This is a genomic window from Deinococcus seoulensis (assembly GCF_014648115.1).
Lineage (GTDB): Bacteria > Deinococcota > Deinococci > Deinococcales > Deinococcaceae > Deinococcus > Deinococcus seoulensis.
Window position 1 is genome coordinate 60,718 of sequence record NZ_BMQM01000020.1, and the last position, 21,130, is coordinate 81,847.

Consider the following 21,130-nt stretch of genomic DNA (forward strand, 5'->3'; position numbering starts at 1 on the left):
GGTCGCTCCTGGCACCGCTGCGTTTTTTACCGCTTCTGGTGGAGATTTTGACACTCTGTCCTGTTTTCTTTCGGCGCCATCCGACCAGTGGGATCGAATATCCGAGTGAATAATTATTCATCCAGGCGGGTGGTCGGCGGGGCGGTGTACGATCGTGCTGTCCGACCAAAACTCCATCCGGCCACCCAGCCTCCCTCTCGCAGGAACATGCATATCGCTCCAGTCCCTTCGGTCAATATGCAATTTTGAACGGAATATCGCCCGCAAGAGCCACCGCAATCTGCGATGTGTTCCGTTTTTTGATGACATTACGCAGGCATCGGCACATGTGCCTGTTACGACCGCCCGGACCTCACGCCCGGCCCGCCGTCAGGTCGTCACGGTCAGGCCGGAAGGGTGTCATCATGCGGACATCCATGCCCGGCCGCACCGCACCAGGAACCGTTCCGCTGATCACCCACCTGATCGGACTGCACGGACACCTGCACGCCGCGCCGGACGACGCCCTGCCGGGCATCCTGCGCCACTTCGCCCGTGAACTCTGCCCGCCCGGCCCCAACCCCGGCCCTCATCCCGGCCCCGGCGGGCCACACGCCCCGCCGGAACCCCACGCGCGGCTGACGCTGTCCCTGCCCGGCGGCGACCTGCACCTGGACGTCCCCGCCACGGCGGCCCCCCCGCTCGGCCCGGCGGGCCTGACCCGCATCCTTGCGGGCATGGTGCGCCGCCGCACGACCGGCACGCCCGGCGACCCCGTCTCGTCCCTGCACGCCCTGCTGCTGGACCTGAGCGACCTGCTCGGCTCCCCTGCCGACCTGCACGACCCCGAACTGCGATCCGCCGCCCTGATGGTCAGCGCGTACGTCGGGTGGAGCCACGCCGCCGGGCCACGCAGCACCGCCGAGACACGCAACACCGCCGGGCCGACCATCCCGCCAGTCTCCCCCGCCCTGTCCCAGGCCACGGCGCCGGACCCCATGGCGCCGGACCTCATGGCGCCAGACCTCACTGCACCGGACCTCACTGCACTGGGCCTCACCGACGCGCCTGCCCTGGCGGCCCTGCCTCCGGCGCAGCGGCGACTGCTGCGGCTGGGCGGTGAACTCGCCCGGCAACTGAACCGCGCCAGCAGAGCCGTTCAGGACGACCTTCAGGGCCAGTTGCAGCGCAGCGAGGCGCAGCACCGCCTGATCGTGGAATCCCTGAACGACGGCGTCCTGATGCTCTCCGGCGACGGCCGGATCCAGACCCTCTCGGGCCGGGGCGCCGAACTGCTGGGCATCCCCGCCGACCTGCCCGCCCTGGACTTCCGGAACCTGCCCTGGGAGGTGATGACAGCGACCGGACAACCCCTGAACGGCAACGCCATCCGAGACGGGCTGCGCGCCGTCCGGCCCGGCCCGGTCACGCTGGGCCTGATCGGCCTGCGCCGCCCGGACGGAGCCGCAACGGTGTGGCTTCAGGTGGCGCAGCGTGGCGTGACCGGCCTGGACGGACACCCGGCCGCGCTGCTCACCATGACCGACGTGACCGGCACGCGCGAACTGCAATTCCAGCTGGACTACCACGCGCTGCACGACGCAGTCACGGGCCTGCCCAACCGGACGCAGTTCACGGTCCTGGCCGGGCACGCCGAACCCTCGGCGGGGCGGTCCATGACGGTCCTGCGCCTGATGGACGGCGGGCACGTCCGCTCGCTGTACGGCGACGCCGCGTTCGACCGGTACCTGCGGGCCCTGTCGGAGCGGCTGGTGACGCTCCTGCCGCCCGGCGCGCTGCTGGGCCGGGTCAGCGCGAATACCCTGGCCTTCGTGCAGGAGGCACCCGGCCCGGCCAGTCCCCCGGTCACGCGGACGCTGCTGCGCGACCTGACCGTGCCGCTGGAACTGACGTTCACGCGCCTGCACCCGCACCTGTCCGCCGGAGAGCGCCTCTGGAGCGACGACGCGCCCCCCGCCCAGGCGCTCGCCGACGCGGAGGCCGCCGCCCGCAGCGCCGCGCAGAGCGGCCTGAACCGCGCCGTGATCATCGACCAGTCACGCGCGCGGCGGCACACCGAGCAGTTGCGGCTGGGCCAGCGGTTGCGGCGCGACCTCGAACTGGGCCGACTGTCCGTGCACTACCAGCCGGTCGTGGACCTGCGCAGCGGCGAACTGCGCAGCGCCGAGGCCCTGGCCCGCTGGACCGACGAGGAACGCGGGCCTGTCTCTCCCTCCGAGTTCATTCCGCTGGCACTGGACCTGAACCTGATGCCCGCCCTGACGCGGCTGATGCTGCTCCGCGCCTACCGCCTGGCCCGCACGACCAGCGGCGCGCTGGGCCGCGCGTTCCGGGTGGCGGTGAACCTCAGCGCCGCCGAACTGCACGGCGAGGACTTCCGTGAACGGGCCGGGCGGTTCCTGGCGCACCATCCGCACGCCGCGCACTACCTGGAACTGGAAGTCACCGAGCAGGCGCTGATCCAGGACCTGCCGGGCGTGTCGTCCGCGCTGGGAACGTTGCAGACGCAGGGCCTGAGCGTGGCGCTGGACGACTTCGGCACCGGGTACTCGTCGCTAGCGGTGCTGCAACACCTGCCGGTGGACAAACTCAAGATCGACCGGTCGTTCGTGCAGGGCATCGAGCACGACGCGCGGCAGCGGCTGATCACCGCGTCGGTCGTGAACCTGGCGCGGCAACTGAACGTGACGGTCGTGGCCGAGGGCGTCGAGACGGCCGCGCAACTGCAGTTGCTGCGCGAGATGAACTGCGATCAGGTGCAGGGATTCCTGATCAGTCGCCCGGTCAGCACCCGGCAGTGGCTCAAGGATCTGCGCGCCCGGACGGACCGTCTGCCCGGGATCCGCTGACGCAGAGCCACTGACGCAGGTGCGCCGACGCTCGGGTGGAGGGGGGGACGTGCGCCCTTGAGTTGAGTGGACACTCGGCGCACGCTCGGAGACAGGATGAACCGCTCACCCAGTCCGCTGCGCCGCCTGTCTGCCGGGCGGACCGTGCGCGCCGCCCTGCCGGCCTTCGCGGCGCTGAGTGTCGCCGGGACCGCCGCGACCGCGTGGGCGTTCGTGCTGATCGCCCGCGTGATCAGCGAAACGCTGCTGCCCGCGCTGCACCCGGCGGGCCTCCGGGCGGACGCGGGGGCGGCCACGCTGCCCACCATGGCCCTGATCGTGGCGTTGCTGGGCGTGCGCGCCGCGACCGTGGCGGGCCGCGAGTGGCTGGGCGCCCGCCTGGCGGCCCGGATGGTCGGTGAGTGGCGCGCGCGCCTGACGGACCGGGCGTTGGCGCTGGGACCGGTTGCCCTGGCAGGCGGCCCTGACGGCGCAGGTGGCGGGGGCAGCGCGGCCCTGTCGGCGCTGGATTCGGACCTGGGGCCGCGCCTGACCCCGTACTACGCCCGGTTCCTGCCGGGGGCCGTGCATGCGGGCGTGGCGGCGCTGGGAACGCTGCTGGTCACGGCGTGGCTGGACCCGGCCACGGCGGGCGTGCTGCTGGTCACGGGTCCGCTGACCGTGGTGTTCCTGGCGCTGGTGGGCTGGGCGGCGCACGCGGCGGCGCAGCGGCAGTGGGAGGTTCACACGCGCCTGACGGGCCGCCTGCTGAACCTGACCCGCTCCCTGCCGACCCTGCATCTGTTCGGCGCGGTCGGCGCGTACCGGGACGTGCTGGACCGCTCGGCGGCGCAGCACCGCGAGGCGACCCTGGCGGTGCTGCGCGTGGCGTTCCTGAGCGGCTTCGTGATGGAGTTCGCCGCGACCCTGTCGACGGCGCTGGTGGCCGTGTGGGTCGGGGTGCGCCTGTTCGATGGTACGGGGCAGCTGGCCCCGCTGCTGGCGGCGCTGATGCTGGTGCCCGAGTTCTTCGGGCCGCTGCGGCAGGCGGGCGCGGACCGTCACGCCGCCATGGACGCCGAACCGCTGGCCCGGCAACTGGGCGAGTTGCTCGGCGGCCCGGTCACACCGGCCGGGACCGCGCGGGTCAGTGGGACGCCCACGCTGACGCTGCGCGGCGCGTTCGCGGACCTGGGCGGCGGGGCGCCCACGCGCGGCACGCTCAGCGCGGTCCTGACGCCCGGCACGCACGCCGCGCTGCGCGGCCCGAGCGGCAGCGGCAAGACCACGCTGCTGCACGCGCTGCGCAAGCACGTTCCGCACGGCGGGCTGATCGAGGTGCAGGGCACGCCCCTGGATGACCTGAGCGCCCGCGGGTGGCAGCAGGTCACGGCGTTCGTGCCGCAGCACCCGCGCCTGATTGCCGGAACGGTCCGCGAGAACCTGCGCCTGTGGCAGCCAGACGCGGACGACGCGGCCCTGCACGCCGCCGCGCGGGCCGTGGGACTGGACGGCCTGCTGGGCAGCCTGCCGCTGGGCTGGGACACGCCGCTGGGCGAGGGCGGCACCTCGCTGTCCGGCGGGGAGTTGGCGCGGCTGGCGCTGGCGCGGGTGCTGGTGTCCGGGGCGCGCGTGGTCCTGCTCGACGAGGTCACCGCGCACCTCGATCCGCGCAGCGAGCAGGAGGTCCTGCGGGCCATCCGCGCCGGGTTGCGGGGGCGCACGGTGCTGCTGGCCACGCACCGGCCTCCCCCGCCCGGCTGGCCGGTCCTGACCCTGGACACCCCTGCGGGCACGCCCTCCCCGCTGGCCGCGCAGGGCGTGCCCGCGTGAGGTTCGCGGCGCTGCTGGCCGTCCTGACCGCGCTGGCCGGACTGGCCCTCGCGGCGTTCAGTGGGCTGCTGATCTCACGGGCGGCGCTGCGTCCGGAGGTGTTCCTGAGCCTGGGGCTGCTGGTCACGGCCGTCCGGGCGGCCGGGCTGGCCCGCGCCGGGACGCGGTACGCCGAACGCCTGCGCGGGCACGACGCGGCGCTGCGCGGCTCGCAGCGGGCGCGCGGCGAGGTGTACGCGGGCGTGGCGGCGCTGGGCCGGGACGCCCTGAGCCTCGAACGCAGCGGGGACGTGCTGGCCCGCGCCGGAGCGGACGTGGACGCCCGGCAGTTCCTGGCGCTGCGGGTCACGCTGCCGCTGTGGGCCTTCGCGGGCGCGCTGCTGGCCCTGCTGATCTGGCTGGGCAGCCTGGACCCGCTGCTGGCCGCGCTGGGCACGGTACCGCTGCTGCTGGGCGCGCTGGCCGTCGTGGCGACCGGTCCGGCGCTGGCGCGGCTGGTCCGGCAGGAGCAGACCCTGACCCGCGAGCACGCGACCACGCTGCTGGACACGCTCAGCGCCTCGGCGGACGGCGCGGCCCGCAGCGTCCAGCCTCGCCTGACCCGGCAGGCGCACGAGCTGACGCACCTGTCGGAACGCACCGCCGCCCTGGGCGCGCGCCTGACCCTGCTGCGCGAGGTGCTGGGCGGCGTGGCCGTCGCCGGGGTCCTGTGGCGCGGCGCGCACCTGGTCGGGCAGGGCGAGCTGCCGGGACCGCTGCTGGCGGCCGCCGCGCTGGCCGTCCTGGCCGCCGCCGAGCTGAGCGGGCCGCTGGCCGCCATGCCCGGCACCCGCGCCGCCGCCCGCGAGGCGCTGCGCCGGGCCGCGCAGTTGCGCGCCACCTCGCCCGCCGTGCAGGACCCGGCCGCGCCGCGCCCCCTGCCCACCCCGCAGGGGCCGGGCGGACCCGACCTGCACCTGCGGAACGTCACGGTGCGCCGCGCCGGACGGACCGTGCTGCGCGGCGTGAACCTGCACGTTCCGGCCGGGTCGGCGCTGGGCCTGACCGGCGAGAGCGGCGGCGGCAAGACCACCCTGGCACGCCTGCTGAGCCGCGACCTGGACCCGCAGGAAGGGCAGGTGCTGGTCGGCGGGGTGCCGCTGCCCGACCTGCGGGTGAGCGAGTGGCGGTCCCGGCTGGCGGTGCTGGAACAGGACGCCCCGCTGCTGGACGGCACCGTGCGCGAGAACCTGCTGCTGGGCGACCACCACGCGCCGGACGCGCGGCTGCGCGCGCTGCTGGACGACCTGGGCCTGGATCACCTGCCGCTGGACGCCTGGGTGGGTGACGGCGGGGCGCGCCTCAGCGGCGGCGAACGGGCCCGCGTGGCCCTGGCGCGCACGCTGCTGAGGCGCGCCCCGCTGCTGATCCTGGATGAACCCACCGCGCACCTCGACCCGGACACCGAGGCGCAGGTGGTGCAGGTCATCCGGCGGGAACGCCGCGGCCGGACGCTGCTGCTCATCACGCACCGGCCCGTGCCGCTGGCCCTGACCGACCGGGTCGCCGGGCTCTGGCAGGGCCAGCTGACCTTCCACGGCGAGGAGCCGGGGCTGCACCTGCCCGGCATTCCGGTGCGGCCCCCACCTGAACCGCCGCCTCAGCCTTCGCCTCCCGCGCCGCCCGCCGTCCCGGCTGTCCTCACGCCCTCTCCCCTGCCGCGCCCCGTGAAGGAGCCCCACCCATGAACGAGATCCTGGGCCTGTCCACGCTGGACCTCTCGCGCTTTCAGTTCGCGACGACCAGCATCTTCCATTACTTCTTCGTGCCGTTCACGGTCGGGTTCGCGCTGATCATCGCCATCCTCCAGACCATCGCGTTCCGGTCCCGCGATCCGAACATGGAGAACCTCACGCGCTTCTTCGGGCACCTGTTCTTCATCAATTTCGCGGTGGGTGTCGTGACGGGCATCGTGCAGGAGTTCCAGTTCGGCATGAACTGGCAGGGCTTCTCCACGTTCGTGGGGAACATCTTCGGCGTGCCGCTGGCGCTGGAGGTCCTGATGGCCTTCTTCCTGGAAAGCACCTTCCTGGGCCTGTGGTGGTTCGGCAAGGACCGCATTCCGGCGTGGGCGTCGCTGGCCAGCATCTGGATCGTCGCGCTGGGCACCAGCGTCAGCGCGTACTGGATCATCATCGCGAACGCCTGGATGCAGCATCCGGTCGGGTACACCCTCAAGGACGGCAAGGCCGTCATGACCGACTTCTGGGCGATCATGACCAATCCCAAGGGCCTGGAGTGGTTCGCGCACATCTGGACCGGCAGTCTGACCGTCGCCGCGTTCTTCGTGCTGGCCGTCAGCGCCTACCACCTGCGCCGGCAGCGGCAGACGCAGATGTTCACGGTATCGTTCCGGGTGGCGCTGATCGTGGCACTCGTCGGTTCGGCCGGCGTCGTGGCCGCCGGGCACGAGCAGGGCCAGAGTGCCGTGCGCGACCAGCCCATGAAGTACGCGGCGTTCAGCGCCCTGTGGGACACCCCAGAGGGCGGCAGCATGCCCGAGAGCCTGATCGCGCTGCCCAGCAACGCGCAGCGCGAGAACCGCTTCGAGGTGACCGTGCCGTACGTGGGGTCGCTGCTGGCCTTCAACAACCTGAGCGGCAAGGCGCAGGGCATCAACGACCTGCAACGCCAGTACGAGGCGCAGTACGGCCCCGGCAATTACATTCCGAGCGTCTGGCCGGTCTACTGGGCGTTCCGGGTGATGGTGGGCCTGGGCGGCGTGATGCTGCTGGTCAGCCTGTACTACGCGTGGCGCTGGCGGACCGGGAAACTGGCCGATCCGGGGCGGCTGTACCCGCTGCTGCTGGTCATGCCGCTCGCGCCGCACCTCGCGAACTTCAGCGGGTGGATCGCCACCGAGATGGGCCGCCAGCCGTGGATCGTGCAGGGCCTGCTGCGCACCACCGACGCCGTCAGCAGCCTCAACCCGCTGTGGGTGCTGCTGTCGCTGGCGGCCTTCTGGATCGTGTACCTGACCCTGATCGGCCTGGACCTGTTCCTGCTGACCCGCACCGCCCGCAGCGGCATTCACACGCCGGACGTCGAGTCCCCGTCCCTGCCGTCACCCACCTACCTGCCCGGAGGACAGTAAATGGACCTCGCTGCCATCTGGTTCGCGCTGATCGGCCTGACGTTCGTCATCTACTTCTTCCTAGACGGCTTCGATTTCGGCGCCGGACTGCTGCAACCCTTCATTGCCCGCAACGAGCGGGAACGCCGCGCCGTGCTCGGCACCGTCGGCCCGTTCTGGGCGGCGAACGAGGTCTGGATCATCCTGGGGGCCGGGGCGATCTTCGCGGCGTTCCCGCTGTGGTACGGCACCCTGATGACCGCCCTGTACCCGCTGTTCACCCTGATCCTGCTGGCCCTGATCGGCCGGGGCGTGGCCTTCGAGTACCGCGCCGAGGTGGACAACGTCCGCTGGCGGCAGTTCTGGGACGTGACGGCCTTCGTCTGCAACCTGCTGCCCGCCTTCCTGTGGGGCATGATCATGGCGAACATGGTGCGCGGCCTGCCCATCGACAGTGAGGCGCGCTTTCAGGGTGGCCTGAGCGCCGCGTTCAGTCTGTTCACGCTGCTGGGCGGCCTGGCCACCCTGAGCCTGTTCGTGCTGCACGGCGCGACGTTCCTGCTGCTGCGCCTGAAGGCCGACACGGACCTGCACGCCCGCGCGCGCGCCGCCGCCCTGAGCTTCGGCGGACTGGCGACCGTGCTGGTCCTGGCGTTCGTGCTGATCGGGTTCGTGCAGGAGGGCCGCTTCAATGCGCTGGGTCTGTCCGCGTGGCTGTTCCCGGCAGGCGCGGCCCTGAACCTCGCGCTGGTGTGGCTGGCGCTGACCCTGCGGCGCGACACCCTGGCGTTCCTGGCGACCGGCCTGACCATCGTGTTCTCGACCGCCACCATCTTCGTGAGCCTGTTCCCGGCCGTGCTGCCCAGCACCCTGAATCCCGCCTTCACCCTGACCGTGCAGGGCAGCGCCTCGGAACCGTACACGCTGCGCGCCCTGAGCTGGGCGGCCGGGGTGTTCCTGCCGCTGATCCTGGCGTACCAGGGCTGGAACTTCTGGGTGTTCCGTAACCGCGTGACCGGGCACGACACCGCCGACGAGGGCGAACTGGTGTACGGCCAGCACGGCGGTCAGGACGGCATTCCCGGTGATCCCAGCGCCAGTGATCCCAGCGCCGGACGCCCCGGCGACCCGGACGGCCCACCGGCCGCGCGGCAGTCCTGAACGCAGCCCGGGCCGGGAGCACCCGCCGGGCCGCTCAGCCGGTGGCGGTGAGTTCCACGATGAGCGGCGCGAAGAACGCGCGGGCCTCGGCGCTCATGCCCGGATGCGCCAGGGCCTCGTGCAGCCGCACCTGCGCCTCGGCCCGCTGACCATGCCGGGCGAGGTAGGCGGCCTCGCCTCCCATCGCCTCGGCCTCCAGGGACGGCGCGTCGCACTGCCGGGCAATCTCGCGGGCCTGCCGGAACAGGGCCTGCGGGTCGCCCGGCAGGTCCCCGGCCAGTTGCGCGTGCCCCAGGTTCAGCAGGGCGTTCCCGATCTCCCAGCGCTGCGCCGAATCCTCCGCGCGGCGCAGCACCCGGCGGCTCAGGGCGGCGCAGCGGGCGTACTGGCCGGCCAGCAGTGCGTTCCAGGCGAGTCCGGTCAGGTTCAGGGTGACGCCGTTGTGGTGACGGACCTGCTCGTGCAGGTGCAGCGCCTGCGTGAACAGCGTCTCGGCGCGGTCCAGTTCGCGCGCCTCGGAGGCGATCAGGGCCGAGGTGTTCAGCGTGTCGGCCAGCAGCAGCGGCAGTGACAGCGGCGCAGCCAGCGTCCGGGCCTGCCCGGCGTGCGCGGCGGCCGTGTCCAGGTCACCCAGGAACACGCTGCTGCGGGCCACGCCGTCCAGGGCCAGCACCAGCAGTTCGGGGGGGTGCCCGGCAGTCTGCGCCTGAAGCCGCTGGAACATCTGACGGCTGCGGACGTACTGACTGCGGCGGTGCAGGATGCGGGCGCGGATCAGTCCGGCCCGCAGCGCGACCTCGGGCCGGTCGTCCGCGCGGGCCTGCCGCTGCGCCCGGTCGGCGTGCGACTCGGCCTCGGCGTGCGCGCCCAGGTGTTGCTGCACGCCGGCCAGCGCCGCGTGCAGCTCGGCCCGTACGCTCCCGACCGACAGTTCCAGCACGCGGCTGAGCTCGTCGCGCGCGTCGTGCAGTTGCCCGCGCGCCGTGCGGTACGGCGTGACCGTGACCAGCAGCCGGGCCAGTCCGGCCGGATCGGCCCGGCCGGAACCCAGCAGACCGCCCAGCAGGGGCCGCAGTTCCGGCCAGGTGCCGTCCAGCTGCGCGAACCACGCTGCGCTGCCCGGCAGGGCGTCGCCTGCCAGCGCGGCCGCGTACGACAGGGCACTGGCCGTCAGTTCACGGTGACGGCCGGGAGCGCGGCGCACCGCCCGCTGCGCGTGGGTCTGAAACCCGGCGCTCAGGGCGTACAGGCCCGCTCCGGCGGGCAGCAGGACATGCTGATCGACCAGGGCGCGCAGCATGAACGGCGAGGCGCCCGTCAACTGCCGGGCCAGATTCATGCTGAACGGCGCGCCGCACCCCGCCAGTCCGGTCAGGACCCGGCGTTCGTATGTCCCGAACTGCGCCCAGCGGTGCCCGGCCTGCGCCGACTGCCGCAGCAGGTACGCCGATCCGGCCTGCCAGCCCAGCGTGCGCAGCGTGGACTGCGCCACCGCCAGTTGCTCCGGTTCGCCCTGCACCCACTCGCACAGGGCGTCCAGCGGGAGGAGTTCTGGAGGTGAGGCGTCCAGCTGCGGGGCCTCCGGGCCGGGGGCCGCGTCCGGGTGTTGTGCGGTGAGTTCCAGCGCGGCCCGCACCTGCCCGTCGGTCAGTGGTGGCAGGGGCAGGCAGCGTTCCTGGGGGATGTCCAGCGCGGCGTCAGCGGTCAGGATCAGGCGGCTCAGGGGGGCCATGGCGCTCAGGCGGGCCAGTCGTTGCGCGCCCAGCAGTTCCGGGGTCACGTCGTCGATCAGCAGCAGGGTGGGGCGGCGGGCCAGCAGGCGGCCCACCACCTGCTCGTCGGCGCTGGGGGCGGCCTCACCGGACAGCGCCTCGCCCAGCCGGGCCATGGCCGCCTCCGGGCTGTGCGCGCCCTGCAGGGACAGGGTGGTCACGCCACCCGCGAGGTGTCCCTGCAACTCCATCAGCAGTTGCCGGGCCAGCCGGGTACGGCCCCGTCCGGGCGGCCCGGTCAGCGTGAGGATCGGCCAGGAGTGCAGCGCACGTTCAGCCTCACGCATGGTCTGCTGCCGCCCGATCATGGGAGGCAGGCTGGGCAGGTACGGCCGGGGCAGCAGCGCCGCCACCGAGCGCGGGCCGTCCTCCTGCGCCAGCAGTTCTGCCGGGCCGAGCAGCCGCAACCGCGCCTCCAGCAGCAGCGCCTCTAGCCAGCGTTGCAGGTCGCGCGGGCAGCCCTGGGACTGCTGGGCCAGCCACGCCAGCACACCCTCGGGCAGCGGTTCGGGCGAGAGGTTGGCCGCCACGGCTTTCAGTGTCTCGGCGTTCAGTGGGGGCAGGGTGAGGGTCTCGGCGATCTGCACGTTTCCGGCGTCCTCGTTGAAACCGGTGATGACGGTGCGCGCGCAGCTCTGCAGGGACCGCATCTGCTCGCTGGTGGCCGGATCGAAGTATTCCGGCCGGTCCAGGATCAGCAGCAGCGGCCGCGCGCGGTCCTGCGCCAGCGCGGCGGCCAGTTCTGCCGGCGCGGCGTCGGTGGGCGAGCCGTCCAGCGCGGCGGTGGACCACGCGCCCAGTTCGCGCTGCACACTGGCGGGCGATCCGGTCACGCTCAGGGTGCGGTAGCCCAGGTGCCGGGCAACCACGTCGGCGTGGTTCAGAAAGCGCGTCAGGCCGCAGCCTGTGCGCGCGTGAACCCGCAGCTGACCGCCCTTCACGAAGGCGCCGCGCAGGAAGGCGGTCACGGTCTGCAGTTCGTTGTCGCGGTCCAGCAGTCGGTGATCCTGCAACGCGAAGGGATGCTGGATGTCGGTGGTAACCAGTTGCGCGCGGCCCAGTCGCTTGGCGCTGTACAGCCGCGCGTCGGCCCGGTCACGCAGACTACCCGAGGTCTGCACGCCCGGCTCGCCCAGCGCCGCCAGCCCCATGCTCAGCCGCAGGCTGCGCGGGCGGCTGCGCAGCGCCTCAAGCAGGTCCAGTGCCCAGCGCGCCATGGCGTCCACACCCGCGCCACTCAGGACCGCGAACTCGTCGCCGCCCAGTCGGTAGGCTTCCCAGTCGGGCGGCAGGTAGGCGCGCAGGGTCAATCCCACGGCCCGCAGCGCCTCATCACCCGCCGCGTGCCCGAAGGTGTCGTTCAGGGTCTTGAGGTGGTCGAGGTCGCACAGCAGCAGCGTGCAGCGGCCGGACGCGACTTGCATGTTCAGGTCCCGCTGAAACTGGGCCCTCAGGTGCAGACTGGTCAGCTCGTCACGCAACGACTGGGTGTGGGTCACGCTCAGTAGCATACCGGTCAGAGTGGTTGCGTCCACACCAGATCGCCACACCCGCCACACCCGTTGCCGGGCAGACCGGACGCGCCCGCCGCCCTTGCTCGTCACGTGACGAGCAAGGGCGCGGCAGATCAGGGCCACAGCAGCCACGCGGCACGCCCAGGAACCCATACAGGCACCGGGACGGCAGCCGTGGCTTCAGCACTCGCCATCCCCCCGCCGACGTGCTCGTCATGTGACGAGCAGAGCGGCAGGCTTCGGCCGCTCATGGCCCGGTGGGCGGCCACCACAGGACAGTCGGCCCTGAACGGCCACCGGGCACCCGGTATGAACGGCGCGCAGGGCCTAGCATGCGGGCATGATCGTCGCCTTCGTCAATCCCCGCTCGACCCTGCTGCATGCGGAGGCAGGCAGCGAGACCGACCGCCGCTCGACCGGCCTGAACACCCTGCTGCGACAGGCGGAGCTGATTCCGGTCACGGACCTGGACGAGGAGGGGCTGCTGGCCGTCCCGGCGGCCTTCACGTCGTGGCAGGTGCTGCTGCGCGGCGCGGTGGTCATCGGCCCGGACGGACTGGAGGACGAGGGCTGGCGGCGCCTGAGCCTCGAAGCGCAGCGCCGCTCCGAGCAGGCCGTCACGCTGGCCCATCAGGCGGCCCGGCACGTCGATCAACTGGGACAGCTGGGGATGGACGTCACGCTGGTCAGTCGCAGCGGCGCCCCCCTGATGGTGCGGATCAGCCACCCGCACGGGCTGGAACTGGCGCTGCGTCAGGCGGCAACGGCCCTGCACGAGTGGCTGGCCGACGGCCCGCTGAGCAGCGCGCTGACCCTGGAAGTCACGCCCGACACGGTCACGGTCCTGCCGCGTGACATCCGGGTCGAGGGCGCCGTGAACTACGTGCTGGGCCAGCTGAGCGGCGTCACCCTGACCGTGGGGGTCAGCGCCGAACACTCCGACCGCGCCTTCATGGCCCTGTGCGACTACGCCCTGCTGCCCGGCGACAGCCAGCTGCTGGAACAGACCACCCAGGCAGACGAGCCGGACGACCTGGACTGAAGCGCCCCCGGGACGTGGAGCTGGCAATTCGGAATGTCACCGGACTGCCCGTGAAACAGACGGCAGGCCGCATGACCCACCGCCCATCTGAACCCATCTGAATAGGGGCAGGTCGGCACCCGTGACGTTGGAACCTGAAGGAACTGTTCCACACCGGACGCACCGGGGCCGTTAGACTGTGAGGCATGTTGCACGGATTCCCCAGCAGGTACGCGGCCCCTGCACAGGGAGTCGCCCCCTGAGCACCCCGCAGCCCCCGCAGAAACGTGACCCGGAGTGCGGGCCGGACACGGCCGCGCGTGACGGACAGAACGGACGGGCACGCCTCGCGGTCGACCGGGACGGAATCATCCGGTACGCCGAGCCGGACGCGCAGCAGATTCTGGCCGTGACCGTCAGTGCCGGAGGCGACCTGCGCACCCTGATGCCCGGCTGGCAGCCGTGGCTGGACGCGGCAGACGCCCTGCTGTCAGCACAGGTGACCGACATTCCGGAACTGCTGTTGCCGGGGCAGGGCAGCGTGCGGATTGAACGGCTGCCGCCCCCCGTCCCGTCCAGCCTCACCGGAACCGCGCCGGACGACGGGGAGAGCCTGCTGTGGTTCACGGTCGGTCACGCCGGACTGTCGCGTCTGCCCGCGCGCCTGCCGGACCTGCTGCTGCGGATGTACGCCGCGCCCGACCTGGACAGCGTGCTGGAAACCGTGTTCTCGACCCTGCATGAGGACGTGTACGGCATCCTGGTGTCCCTGCACGACCCGCAGGACGACACGCTGGTCCTGCGCTACCGCGTGCACTTCGATCCCGTCACCCTGATCCCGTACGCCCGGGTGCCGGTCACGGCCGACCTGCCGGCCGCCGAGGTGTTCCGCACCGGGCAGGTCATGACCCTGACCCGCGAGGAGTGCCGGCGGTACCCGGCGCTGCAACTCGCGCCGCTCACGCAGCGGATCGTGATGCTGCCGCTGCACACCGCCACGCGCCGGATCGGCGTGATGATGCTCAGCCTGCTGCACGCGCGGGTGCTGGACCCGGCGGTCATCACGCACCTGCAACTGCTCGCGCAGCACTGCGCGGCCGCCGCCGAACGTGCCCAGCTGTTCAGTGACGTGCAGCGCGCCGAGCAACGCTACCGCACGCTGATCGAGTCCAGCCACTCGCTCGTGTGGGAAACCGACGCGGACTTTCAGGTGAACACGCGCCTGCCCAACTGGGAGGCGTTCTCGGGGCAGACCTTCGAACAGTACCAGGGCATGGGGTACCTGCAGGCCCTCCCGCCAGTCTCCCGCGAGCATTACCTGAGGATGTGTGAGCAGGCCAACCGGGACCGCAAGCCGCTGAAGTTCGAACTGATGGCGCGCAACGCAGCGGGGGAGACCGTGCAGTGCCTGGTGCAGACCGCGCCCATCCTGAACAGCGACGGCAGCGTTCAGAGCTGGGTGGGCACCATGAACGACGTGACCGAGGAGCGGCGCCTGGCCCGGCGTCAGTCGATCACGCAGCAGGTGCTGCAGCAACTGGGGCAGACCTCGCAACCCTCCCACACGTACGGGGTGGTGCTGCGGGCCGCCATGACCGCCACCGAGGGCCTCGGCGGTCTGCTGATCGCCCGCTACGACGACGAGGCGGCCGCCGTGGTCAGCCGCGCCCGGTGGCCTGCCGGGACCCAGCCGGACCTGGACGCGCCGCTGCTCTCGCATCTCGACGACCACCGCTGGGAGCAGCTGATCCAGCAGACGGGACCCGTCTGGCTGAGCGGCGCGCCCCGCCCGGCAGAGCCCCTGTCGCTGCCGCACGTGCTGCTGGTACCGCTGAAGGGCGACGGACGGTTCCGGGCGGTCCTGGCACTCCGCCAGACGGACCGTGACCTGAACCCCGACCAGCTCGACCACCTGCGCTGGATTCAGCCGCACCTGGGTCAGGCGACGCAACGGGCGCTGCTGCTTCAGGCCCTGCAACGCCGCGAGGAGCAGAGCCGCGCCATCCTCGAAGCGGTGGATGAGGCGCTGGTCCTGTGCCTGCCGGACGGCACGCCCCTGCAGGCCAACCGCACCACCCTCGACTCTGTCGGGCTGACCAGTCTGGCCGGACTGCCCTCTCTGACCGATCCGGTCTGGGCGCTGCGGACCATGACCGGCGACCTGCTGGACGTCAGCCAGTACCCGATCTCGCTGGCCGCGCAGACCGGCCAGGCCGTCCGGAACGTGCAGGCCACGTTCCATACCGCACACGGCGAACAGCGCGCCGTGGTCATGAACGCCGTACCGTGGTCCGAGAACGACGACCTGCGCGGCGTGATCGTCACCACCCGCGACATCACGGAATCCCACCAGTTGCGGCTGGCCCTGGAACAGCAGGCCACCCAGGACGAACTGACCGGCCTCCTCAACCGGCGGGGATTCAATCAGGCGCTGCGCGAGGTGGCCCACGCCGCTCAGGGCGGCTGCGTCATGCTGCTCGACATCGACCGGTTCAAGCACGTGAACGACACGCACGGACACCACACCGGCGACGCGCTGCTTCAGGTGACGGCCGAACGCCTGCGCGCCCTGATCCCCGCGCCGCACGTGGTCACGCGGCTGGCAGGCGACGAATTCGGGGTGGTTCTGACCGGCCACACCGACCCGCAGGCGCGGGCACTGGCCGACGCCCTGCTGATCTCCCTGCAACGGCCCGTGACCGTGCACGGCATACGCCTGTACCCACGCATCTCGCTGGGCCTGAGCGTGCACGCGCAGGGCAGCGGCAGCGACAGCGAGTGGTTCAAGGAAGTCGACCTGGCCCTGCACGAGGCCAAACGGCAGGGCCGCGCCCGCTGGTGCGCGTACACGCCGGACCTCGCGCAGCGGCACGCCCGGCTGGCCGCCATCGAGGACCGCCTGCGGGTCGCCCTGAACGCCCACGCGCTGGACGTGCACTACCAGCCGGTCTCGCATGCGGAGCAGACCTGCTGGCAGCGCTTCGAGGCGCTGGCCCGCTGGAACGACCCGGAACTGGGCTTCGTGTCCCCCGCCGAGTTCATTCCGGTGGCCGAAGCGTCCGGCCTGATCGGTGACCTGGGCCGCCAGATCATGCGCCGCGCGCTGCGGCAGGCAGCCCAGTGGAGCCGCCAGACCCGGCAGCGCGTGACCGTGCACGTGAACGTCAGCGCCGGTCAGTTGCAGGGCGGTGACCTGCCCGCCCAGGTCGAGGCGGCCCTGCGCGACACCGGCTGCGTACCGTCGCAACTGGTGGTGGAACTCACGGAATCCGAGGCGGTCGTGGCGACCCCGCCGGTCATCCGGCAACTGAACGCCCTGCGCGCCGCTGGCGTCCGGATCGCACTCGACGACTTCGGGACCGGGCACTCCAGCCTGTCGGTCCTGGAGCAACTGCCGGTGGACTGCATCAAGATCGACCGTTCGTTCGTGCGGAACATCGATGTCACGCAGCGGCGGCAGAGTCTCCTGAGCGCCATCCTGAAGATGACGGCCGAACTGGACACGGAACTGGTCGTCGAGGGCGTCGAGACACCGGGTGAACGCGCCGTGCTGGATCAGCTGGGCGTGCAGTTCATGCAGGGGTACCTGCTGTGCCGCCCGGTCGCGGCGTCACTCTTTCAGGTGGCCGACGACCGGAGCGGCCTGATCCTGACCGGCCCGGTCCTGAGCAGCCAGAAGCCGTGACGGCACAGACTACTGACACGGACTCCGATTGAATGGGCTGCAAAGCCCGCTGGGTCCGAGCGAAGCGAGTGGGAGCTTGGCGGGCTCCGGACGTGGAGCCGGCAGGGGCGGTGAAGTTCCGGATTGTTGGCGAAACAAACGGCAGTCCGTATGACACGACCGCTGCCTGGAGAGGGCCAGTCTGCGCTGCGGTCAGTCTGACGTGTCGCTGCCCTCGCCGGACAGCAGTTCACTGAGTTGCAGAAGCAACTTCTCGGCCCTGGCCCGCTGCCGGGGTTCCAGGCGCGCCAGTCCCTTACGGTCCCGCAACTGGCGGGCGACCGTGCTGAACACGTCCGGCCCCGGCTGATCCGGGCCGCTCAGCAGTTGCCGCAGGGCCACCACGGTCGCGCCGTTCGCGGCGGCTTCGAGCATCCGCTCGCGCTGCTCGGCGGTGGGGGCGCGGCCGATGACCAGCGCCTTGCGGTAGTCCAGGCCAGTCCTCACGGCCTCCTGCAGTTCCTCCGGGAGGTTCAGCAGGGCCGCGCGGTTCCGGATGAAACTGCGCCACGATTCCCGGCCGAGCGCCCCGAACGCCGCGTCGAGTTTCCCGATCAGGTCAGGGTCGCTCTCGGGGTGGCGGTCCAGCGCGAACAGGCGCGCCACGGCGCTGTCCTCGTGGACGCCCAGGGTCACGGCGGCCACCTGGAGTTTCGCGCGGACTTCCTCCATGACGTTCAGGTCCTCGCGTTGCAGGTTCTCGACGGCGGCGGCCAGCCGGGCTTCACTGTCACTCAGGGTGCGGATCAGGACCGGCACCTCGCTCAGTCCGGCCTGACGCGCGGCCCGCCAGCGGCGCTCCCCCGCCACGATCTCGTAGCGGCCGCCGGGCGTGGGGCGCACCAGCAACGGTTGCAGCACGCCCTGCTCGCGGACACTGCGGGTCAGGTCCTCCAGCGCGTCCGGGTTGAAGTAATAGCGGGGCTGGAATTCACCCGGGTCCAGCAGCGCGGTACTGAGGCTGGTCGTGGCGGGCTGACCCAGGGTGTCCACACCTGCGACCAGTCCACTCAGGCGCGATCCGATCACCGGGCGGGTCTTGCGGGTCATGCCTGCGCTCCTTCGATCTGCACGTTCAGTCCGGCGGCCTGCGCGATCTCGGCGGTGGCGCGCAGCACGTCCCGGTGCACGGGCGAGCCGGGCGCGTACACGCCGACCGGCTGTCCGGCGCTGGCACTGTCGTTCCAGACCGCGCCGCGGTCCGCGATGGGACTGGCGAGCGGGTTCAGCAGTTCCCGCAGGGCCGCGTAGGCCTCGCGGTCATGAGAGCGGCGCGAGTCGTACAGGGTCGGCACGTACAGCGCGACCGTCAGGTCCGGGCGGAGCTTGCGGTAGGTGGCCATGGCCTCGCTCAGGCCTGCCAGGGCGTTCATGCCCTTCTGGCGGGTGGGGACCGGCACGATCAGGTGATCGGCGGCCAGCGCGCCCAGGATGGACAGTTGCCCCAGGCTGGGCGGACTGTCGATCAGGACGGCGTCGTAACGGTCACTCCAGGAGGCCAGGGCCTGACGCAGGTGCAGGTGCGCGCCGACCACGCCCATCATCTGACCCTCGGCCAGGGCCAGGGAAACGTCGCTGGGAATCAGGTCCAGGCCGTGAACGTGAACGGGGGAGGGAAGAGGGTCGCCGCGCGTGGCGGTGTCGTACACGGTCTGATCGCGGGTGACGCCGGTCACGCCCAGCCAGTCGGTCAGGTTTGCCTGTGGGTCCAGATCGACCAGCAGGACCCGCTGTCCGGCCTGGGCCAGGGTGTGGCCGACGTCGCGGGTCAGGCTGGATTTCATGACCCCACCGGCATGGTTGAAGAGCGTCAGGGTGCGCATTGCTGCGCAGACTACCGCGCCCGGGGCCGCGTTGTCGCGTGGGAGGCCACTTCTGCCCGGCTGGCGCCCGCCGTCATGTGCTCGGATGGTCGGGCGGCACTATCGGACAACTTGCGCCGTTTTTGCCTGATCCCCCTACTCCGTCATGTCCGTTCCTTCGATATCGAGCCATCAGGACCAGACAGGTTCGCGCTGGGATGGCCGAATATGAAGTCCCGATGAACAATTGGGCCGCGCCGGTCAGGTCGGCTACCTGCAGCAGGGATACAGGACCACCTTATTACGCCACAGAAGTATAATTAATCATATAATTATCCATTTACGTATTTTTACCTATCGGACAACTTGCGCCGTTTCAGAGCGGCAGGCTATCGGACAACTTGCGCCGTTTCAGGAAATATGGCGTGCAGGACGCATGATTTTCCGCGTGGATTCGCAGCGCGGCAACTATCGGACAACTTGCGCCGTTTGGGGTCAAACTATCGGACAACTTGCGCCGTTTTTATCCACAGGTATCGGACAACTTGCGCCGTTTGGCCCGTCTGGGTATCGGACAACTTGCGCCGAAAGTATCGGACAACTTGCGCCGTTCGCCGCCGACTATCGGACAACTTGCGCCGAAAAAGGGTCTAAACTATCGGACAACTTGCGCCAAACTATCGGACAACTTGCGCCGTTTCACCCCGAAAACACCGTGCAGCACGCGTCTGGGTCGGGCGCCTGTTGTTGACAACATATATTATTCTTTTTAAGAGATTTAAAACAAAAAGAAAAACAACAAACACACAGGGGGCAGGGCCGTGGCAGACAAGGGAATCAAACGCTTTGACGAACTCAACATCGCCCGGTTGAGTCTGATCAGCGTGCAGGAACGAATCCCTGCGAACTACCGCGACTGGAGCGTGGAACTCGAGGACGGCGACCGCCGGTACCGCGTCACCTGCCAGGCCCTGCCCGAATACGGCGTGCCGCACGGCATCGATACCGACATCAGCGCCGCACTCGTCAACCTGTACATCGATCAGGGTTCCCCCGCCGACGGGGCCGTGACCTGCACGCCGTACCAGTTGCTGCAGATGGCCGGACTGGACACCAGCGGCCGGTACTACACCTCGCTGGACGAGAGCCTCAAACGCCTGACCACCACGACGTATTTCATCTCGGAGGGGTGGCGTGACCATCCGCGCGGCCGCTGGACCAACGTGAACTTCCGGTACATCGACCGCATCGAATTCACGTCCGGTCAGGCCGAGAAACTCGACGCCAGTTCCGTGCTGCGCATCACGCTGCCTCAGGAAATCTCCCGCAGCGTGCGCGCCGGGTACATCAAGTCACTGGACCTGTCGTTCATGCAGACCCTCAAACGCCCACCCACGCGGGCGCTGTACCGCCTGCTGGACGCCCAGCGCCGTGACCCCGAGAACCCGGACGCGGTGGCCATGGCGTACCAGGTGGGCCTGATGGAGTGGGCCGAGGCCTGCAAGATCGTGACGGACCGCCCCAGCATGGCGCAGCGCACGCTGGACGCCGCGCACGAGGAACTGATCGAGAAGGGGTTCCTGAAAAACGTCGAGTACCTGGGTCGCGGTAAGAAAAAGATGCTCCAGTACACGTTCGGCGAGGCGTTCATTCCGCCGGACCCGGCGCTGCTTCAGGAACTCGCGGACCTGGGTGTCACGCAGACCCGCGCGCTGCAACTCGTGCGCGAGCACGGCGAACAGACCGTGGACGACGCCGTGGTGCGGTGCAAGGCGATCCTGGCGGCCGGGTACAAGCCCCGTTCCAAACCGGCCTTCTTTGTGGACGTCCTGAAGAACCCAGGCAAGTACCAGTTGCCCGAAGGGGTCGCAGAGCCTCAGAAACCGGCCGTGAAGGGCCAGGGCGGCAAGGCGCGGGGGTCTGGTCAGCCAAGTCTGTTCGAGGCACCTTTACGGGCTTCTGAGGAGGAAGCCGATACGGAAGCCGTCCTGCTGTCCCTGCCCCGCGAGAAACAGGTCGAGGAAGTCATGCGCACCCTGACCTTCCTGCTGCGCAACGACCTGAAACTGCAGGAACTCGACCTGCTGCGCCTGACCCTCGACGAGGGACTGGAAGACCCCCTGGAGATCAAGGCCTGGGCCATCAAGGGCATCAGCAGCGGGCAGAAAAGCGCTGTCGTGCGTGACCTGCGCGCCCGCCTGAGCCTGAACGAGCAGGCCATGAAGGACCAGCCCGCCCCGCCTGCCAAGGCCACGACCCGCCCCGCCCGCTGAAGTCCTGTGTGCCGTCTGCTAAGTACAACGCACCAAAGAAGTAGACTTGGGCATGGCCCGTTCCCATCGGCGCATTGAGATTTCGGAAGA

Annotated in this window: 11 protein-coding genes; 8 read left to right on the top strand and 3 right to left on the bottom strand. The window is 70.7% G+C overall.

Annotated elements, in window-relative coordinates:
- The first annotated feature begins 404 nt into the window (after positions 1-404).
- The 5 genes from IEY70_RS14045 (at position 405) to cydB (ending at position 8,934) form a co-directional block, all read left to right on the top strand.
- Positions 405-2,849, top strand: coding sequence for a putative bifunctional diguanylate cyclase/phosphodiesterase (locus tag IEY70_RS14045; protein ID WP_189065653.1), 2,445 nt, complete (start codon positions 405-407; stop codon positions 2,847-2,849).
- A gap of 96 nt (positions 2,850-2,945) precedes the next feature.
- Positions 2,946-4,661 (top strand): thiol reductant ABC exporter subunit CydD, encoded by a 1,716-nt coding sequence (cydD, locus tag IEY70_RS14050; protein WP_189065654.1) that lies wholly within the window; start codon positions 2,946-2,948, stop codon positions 4,659-4,661.
- Entirely contained in the window at positions 4,658-6,388 is a 1,731-nt protein-coding gene (gene cydC / locus IEY70_RS14055; RefSeq protein WP_189065655.1) for a thiol reductant ABC exporter subunit CydC, read from the top strand. Before cydD ends, cydC begins: the two co-directional genes overlap by 4 nt.
- The gene (locus tag IEY70_RS14060; protein WP_189065656.1) at positions 6,385-7,794 is read left to right on the top strand and encodes a cytochrome ubiquinol oxidase subunit I; all 1,410 of its coding nucleotides are present in this window, start codon (positions 6,385-6,387) and stop codon (positions 7,792-7,794) included. The genes cydC and IEY70_RS14060 overlap by 4 nt, the downstream gene beginning before the upstream one ends.
- Positions 7,795-8,934 (top strand): cytochrome d ubiquinol oxidase subunit II, encoded by a 1,140-nt coding sequence (cydB, locus tag IEY70_RS14065; RefSeq protein ID WP_189065657.1) that lies wholly within the window; start codon positions 7,795-7,797, stop codon positions 8,932-8,934. It begins immediately after the preceding gene.
- Positions 8,935-8,968: 34 nt separating this feature from the next.
- On the opposite strand, the gene IEY70_RS14070 is transcribed toward cydB, so the two are convergent.
- Complete coding sequence (locus tag IEY70_RS14070; RefSeq protein WP_189065658.1) at positions 8,969-12,205, bottom strand: diguanylate cyclase; 3,237 nt, start codon at positions 12,203-12,205, stop codon at positions 8,969-8,971.
- A 355-nt stretch (positions 12,206-12,560) separates the two neighbouring features.
- Between IEY70_RS14070 and IEY70_RS14075 the strand changes: the two genes are divergently transcribed.
- Together IEY70_RS14075 and IEY70_RS14080 are read left to right on the top strand one after the other, a co-directional pair.
- Positions 12,561-13,262, top strand: a complete 702-nt coding sequence (locus IEY70_RS14075; RefSeq protein ID WP_189065659.1) for an HAD family hydrolase — start codon at positions 12,561-12,563, stop codon at positions 13,260-13,262.
- A 178-nt stretch (positions 13,263-13,440) separates the two neighbouring features.
- Complete coding sequence (locus IEY70_RS14080; RefSeq protein WP_189065660.1) at positions 13,441-16,926, top strand: bifunctional diguanylate cyclase/phosphodiesterase; 3,486 nt, start codon at positions 13,441-13,443, stop codon at positions 16,924-16,926.
- Between the two features lie 192 nt (positions 16,927-17,118).
- On the opposite strand, the gene IEY70_RS14085 is transcribed toward IEY70_RS14080, so the two are convergent.
- Both IEY70_RS14085 and IEY70_RS14090 read right to left on the bottom strand, forming a co-directional pair.
- On the bottom strand, positions 17,119-18,015 hold the full coding sequence (locus IEY70_RS14085) for a ParB/RepB/Spo0J family partition protein (protein ID WP_189065661.1): 897 nt from the start codon (positions 18,013-18,015) through the stop codon (positions 17,119-17,121).
- On the bottom strand, positions 18,012-18,788 hold the full coding sequence (locus IEY70_RS14090; RefSeq protein WP_189065662.1) for a ParA family protein: 777 nt from the start codon (positions 18,786-18,788) through the stop codon (positions 18,012-18,014). The genes IEY70_RS14085 and IEY70_RS14090 overlap by 4 nt, the downstream gene beginning before the upstream one ends.
- Before the next feature lie 800 nt (positions 18,789-19,588).
- Here IEY70_RS14090 and IEY70_RS14095 point away from each other — a divergent pair.
- A complete protein-coding gene (locus tag IEY70_RS14095; protein WP_189065663.1) occupies positions 19,589-21,040 on the top strand; it encodes a replication initiator protein A in 1,452 nt (483 codons plus the stop codon).
- Positions 21,041-21,130 lie beyond the last annotated feature (90 nt).

Coding starts and splice junctions, on each gene's coding strand:
- IEY70_RS14045 (WP_189065653.1), top strand. CDS start 405: ATGCGGACATCCATGCCCGGCCGCACCGCACCAGGAACCGTTCCGCTG.
- cydD (WP_189065654.1), top strand. CDS start 2,946: ATGAACCGCTCACCCAGTCCGCTGCGCCGCCTGTCTGCCGGGCGGACC.
- IEY70_RS14060 (WP_189065656.1), top strand. CDS start 6,385: ATGAACGAGATCCTGGGCCTGTCCACGCTGGACCTCTCGCGCTTTCAG.
- cydB (WP_189065657.1), top strand. CDS start 7,795: ATGGACCTCGCTGCCATCTGGTTCGCGCTGATCGGCCTGACGTTCGTC.
- IEY70_RS14075 (WP_189065659.1), top strand. CDS start 12,561: ATGATCGTCGCCTTCGTCAATCCCCGCTCGACCCTGCTGCATGCGGAG.
- IEY70_RS14085 (WP_189065661.1), bottom strand. CDS start 18,015: ATGACCCGCAAGACCCGCCCGGTGATCGGATCGCGCCTGAGTGGACTG.
- IEY70_RS14090 (WP_189065662.1), bottom strand. CDS start 18,788: ATGCGCACCCTGACGCTCTTCAACCATGCCGGTGGGGTCATGAAATCC.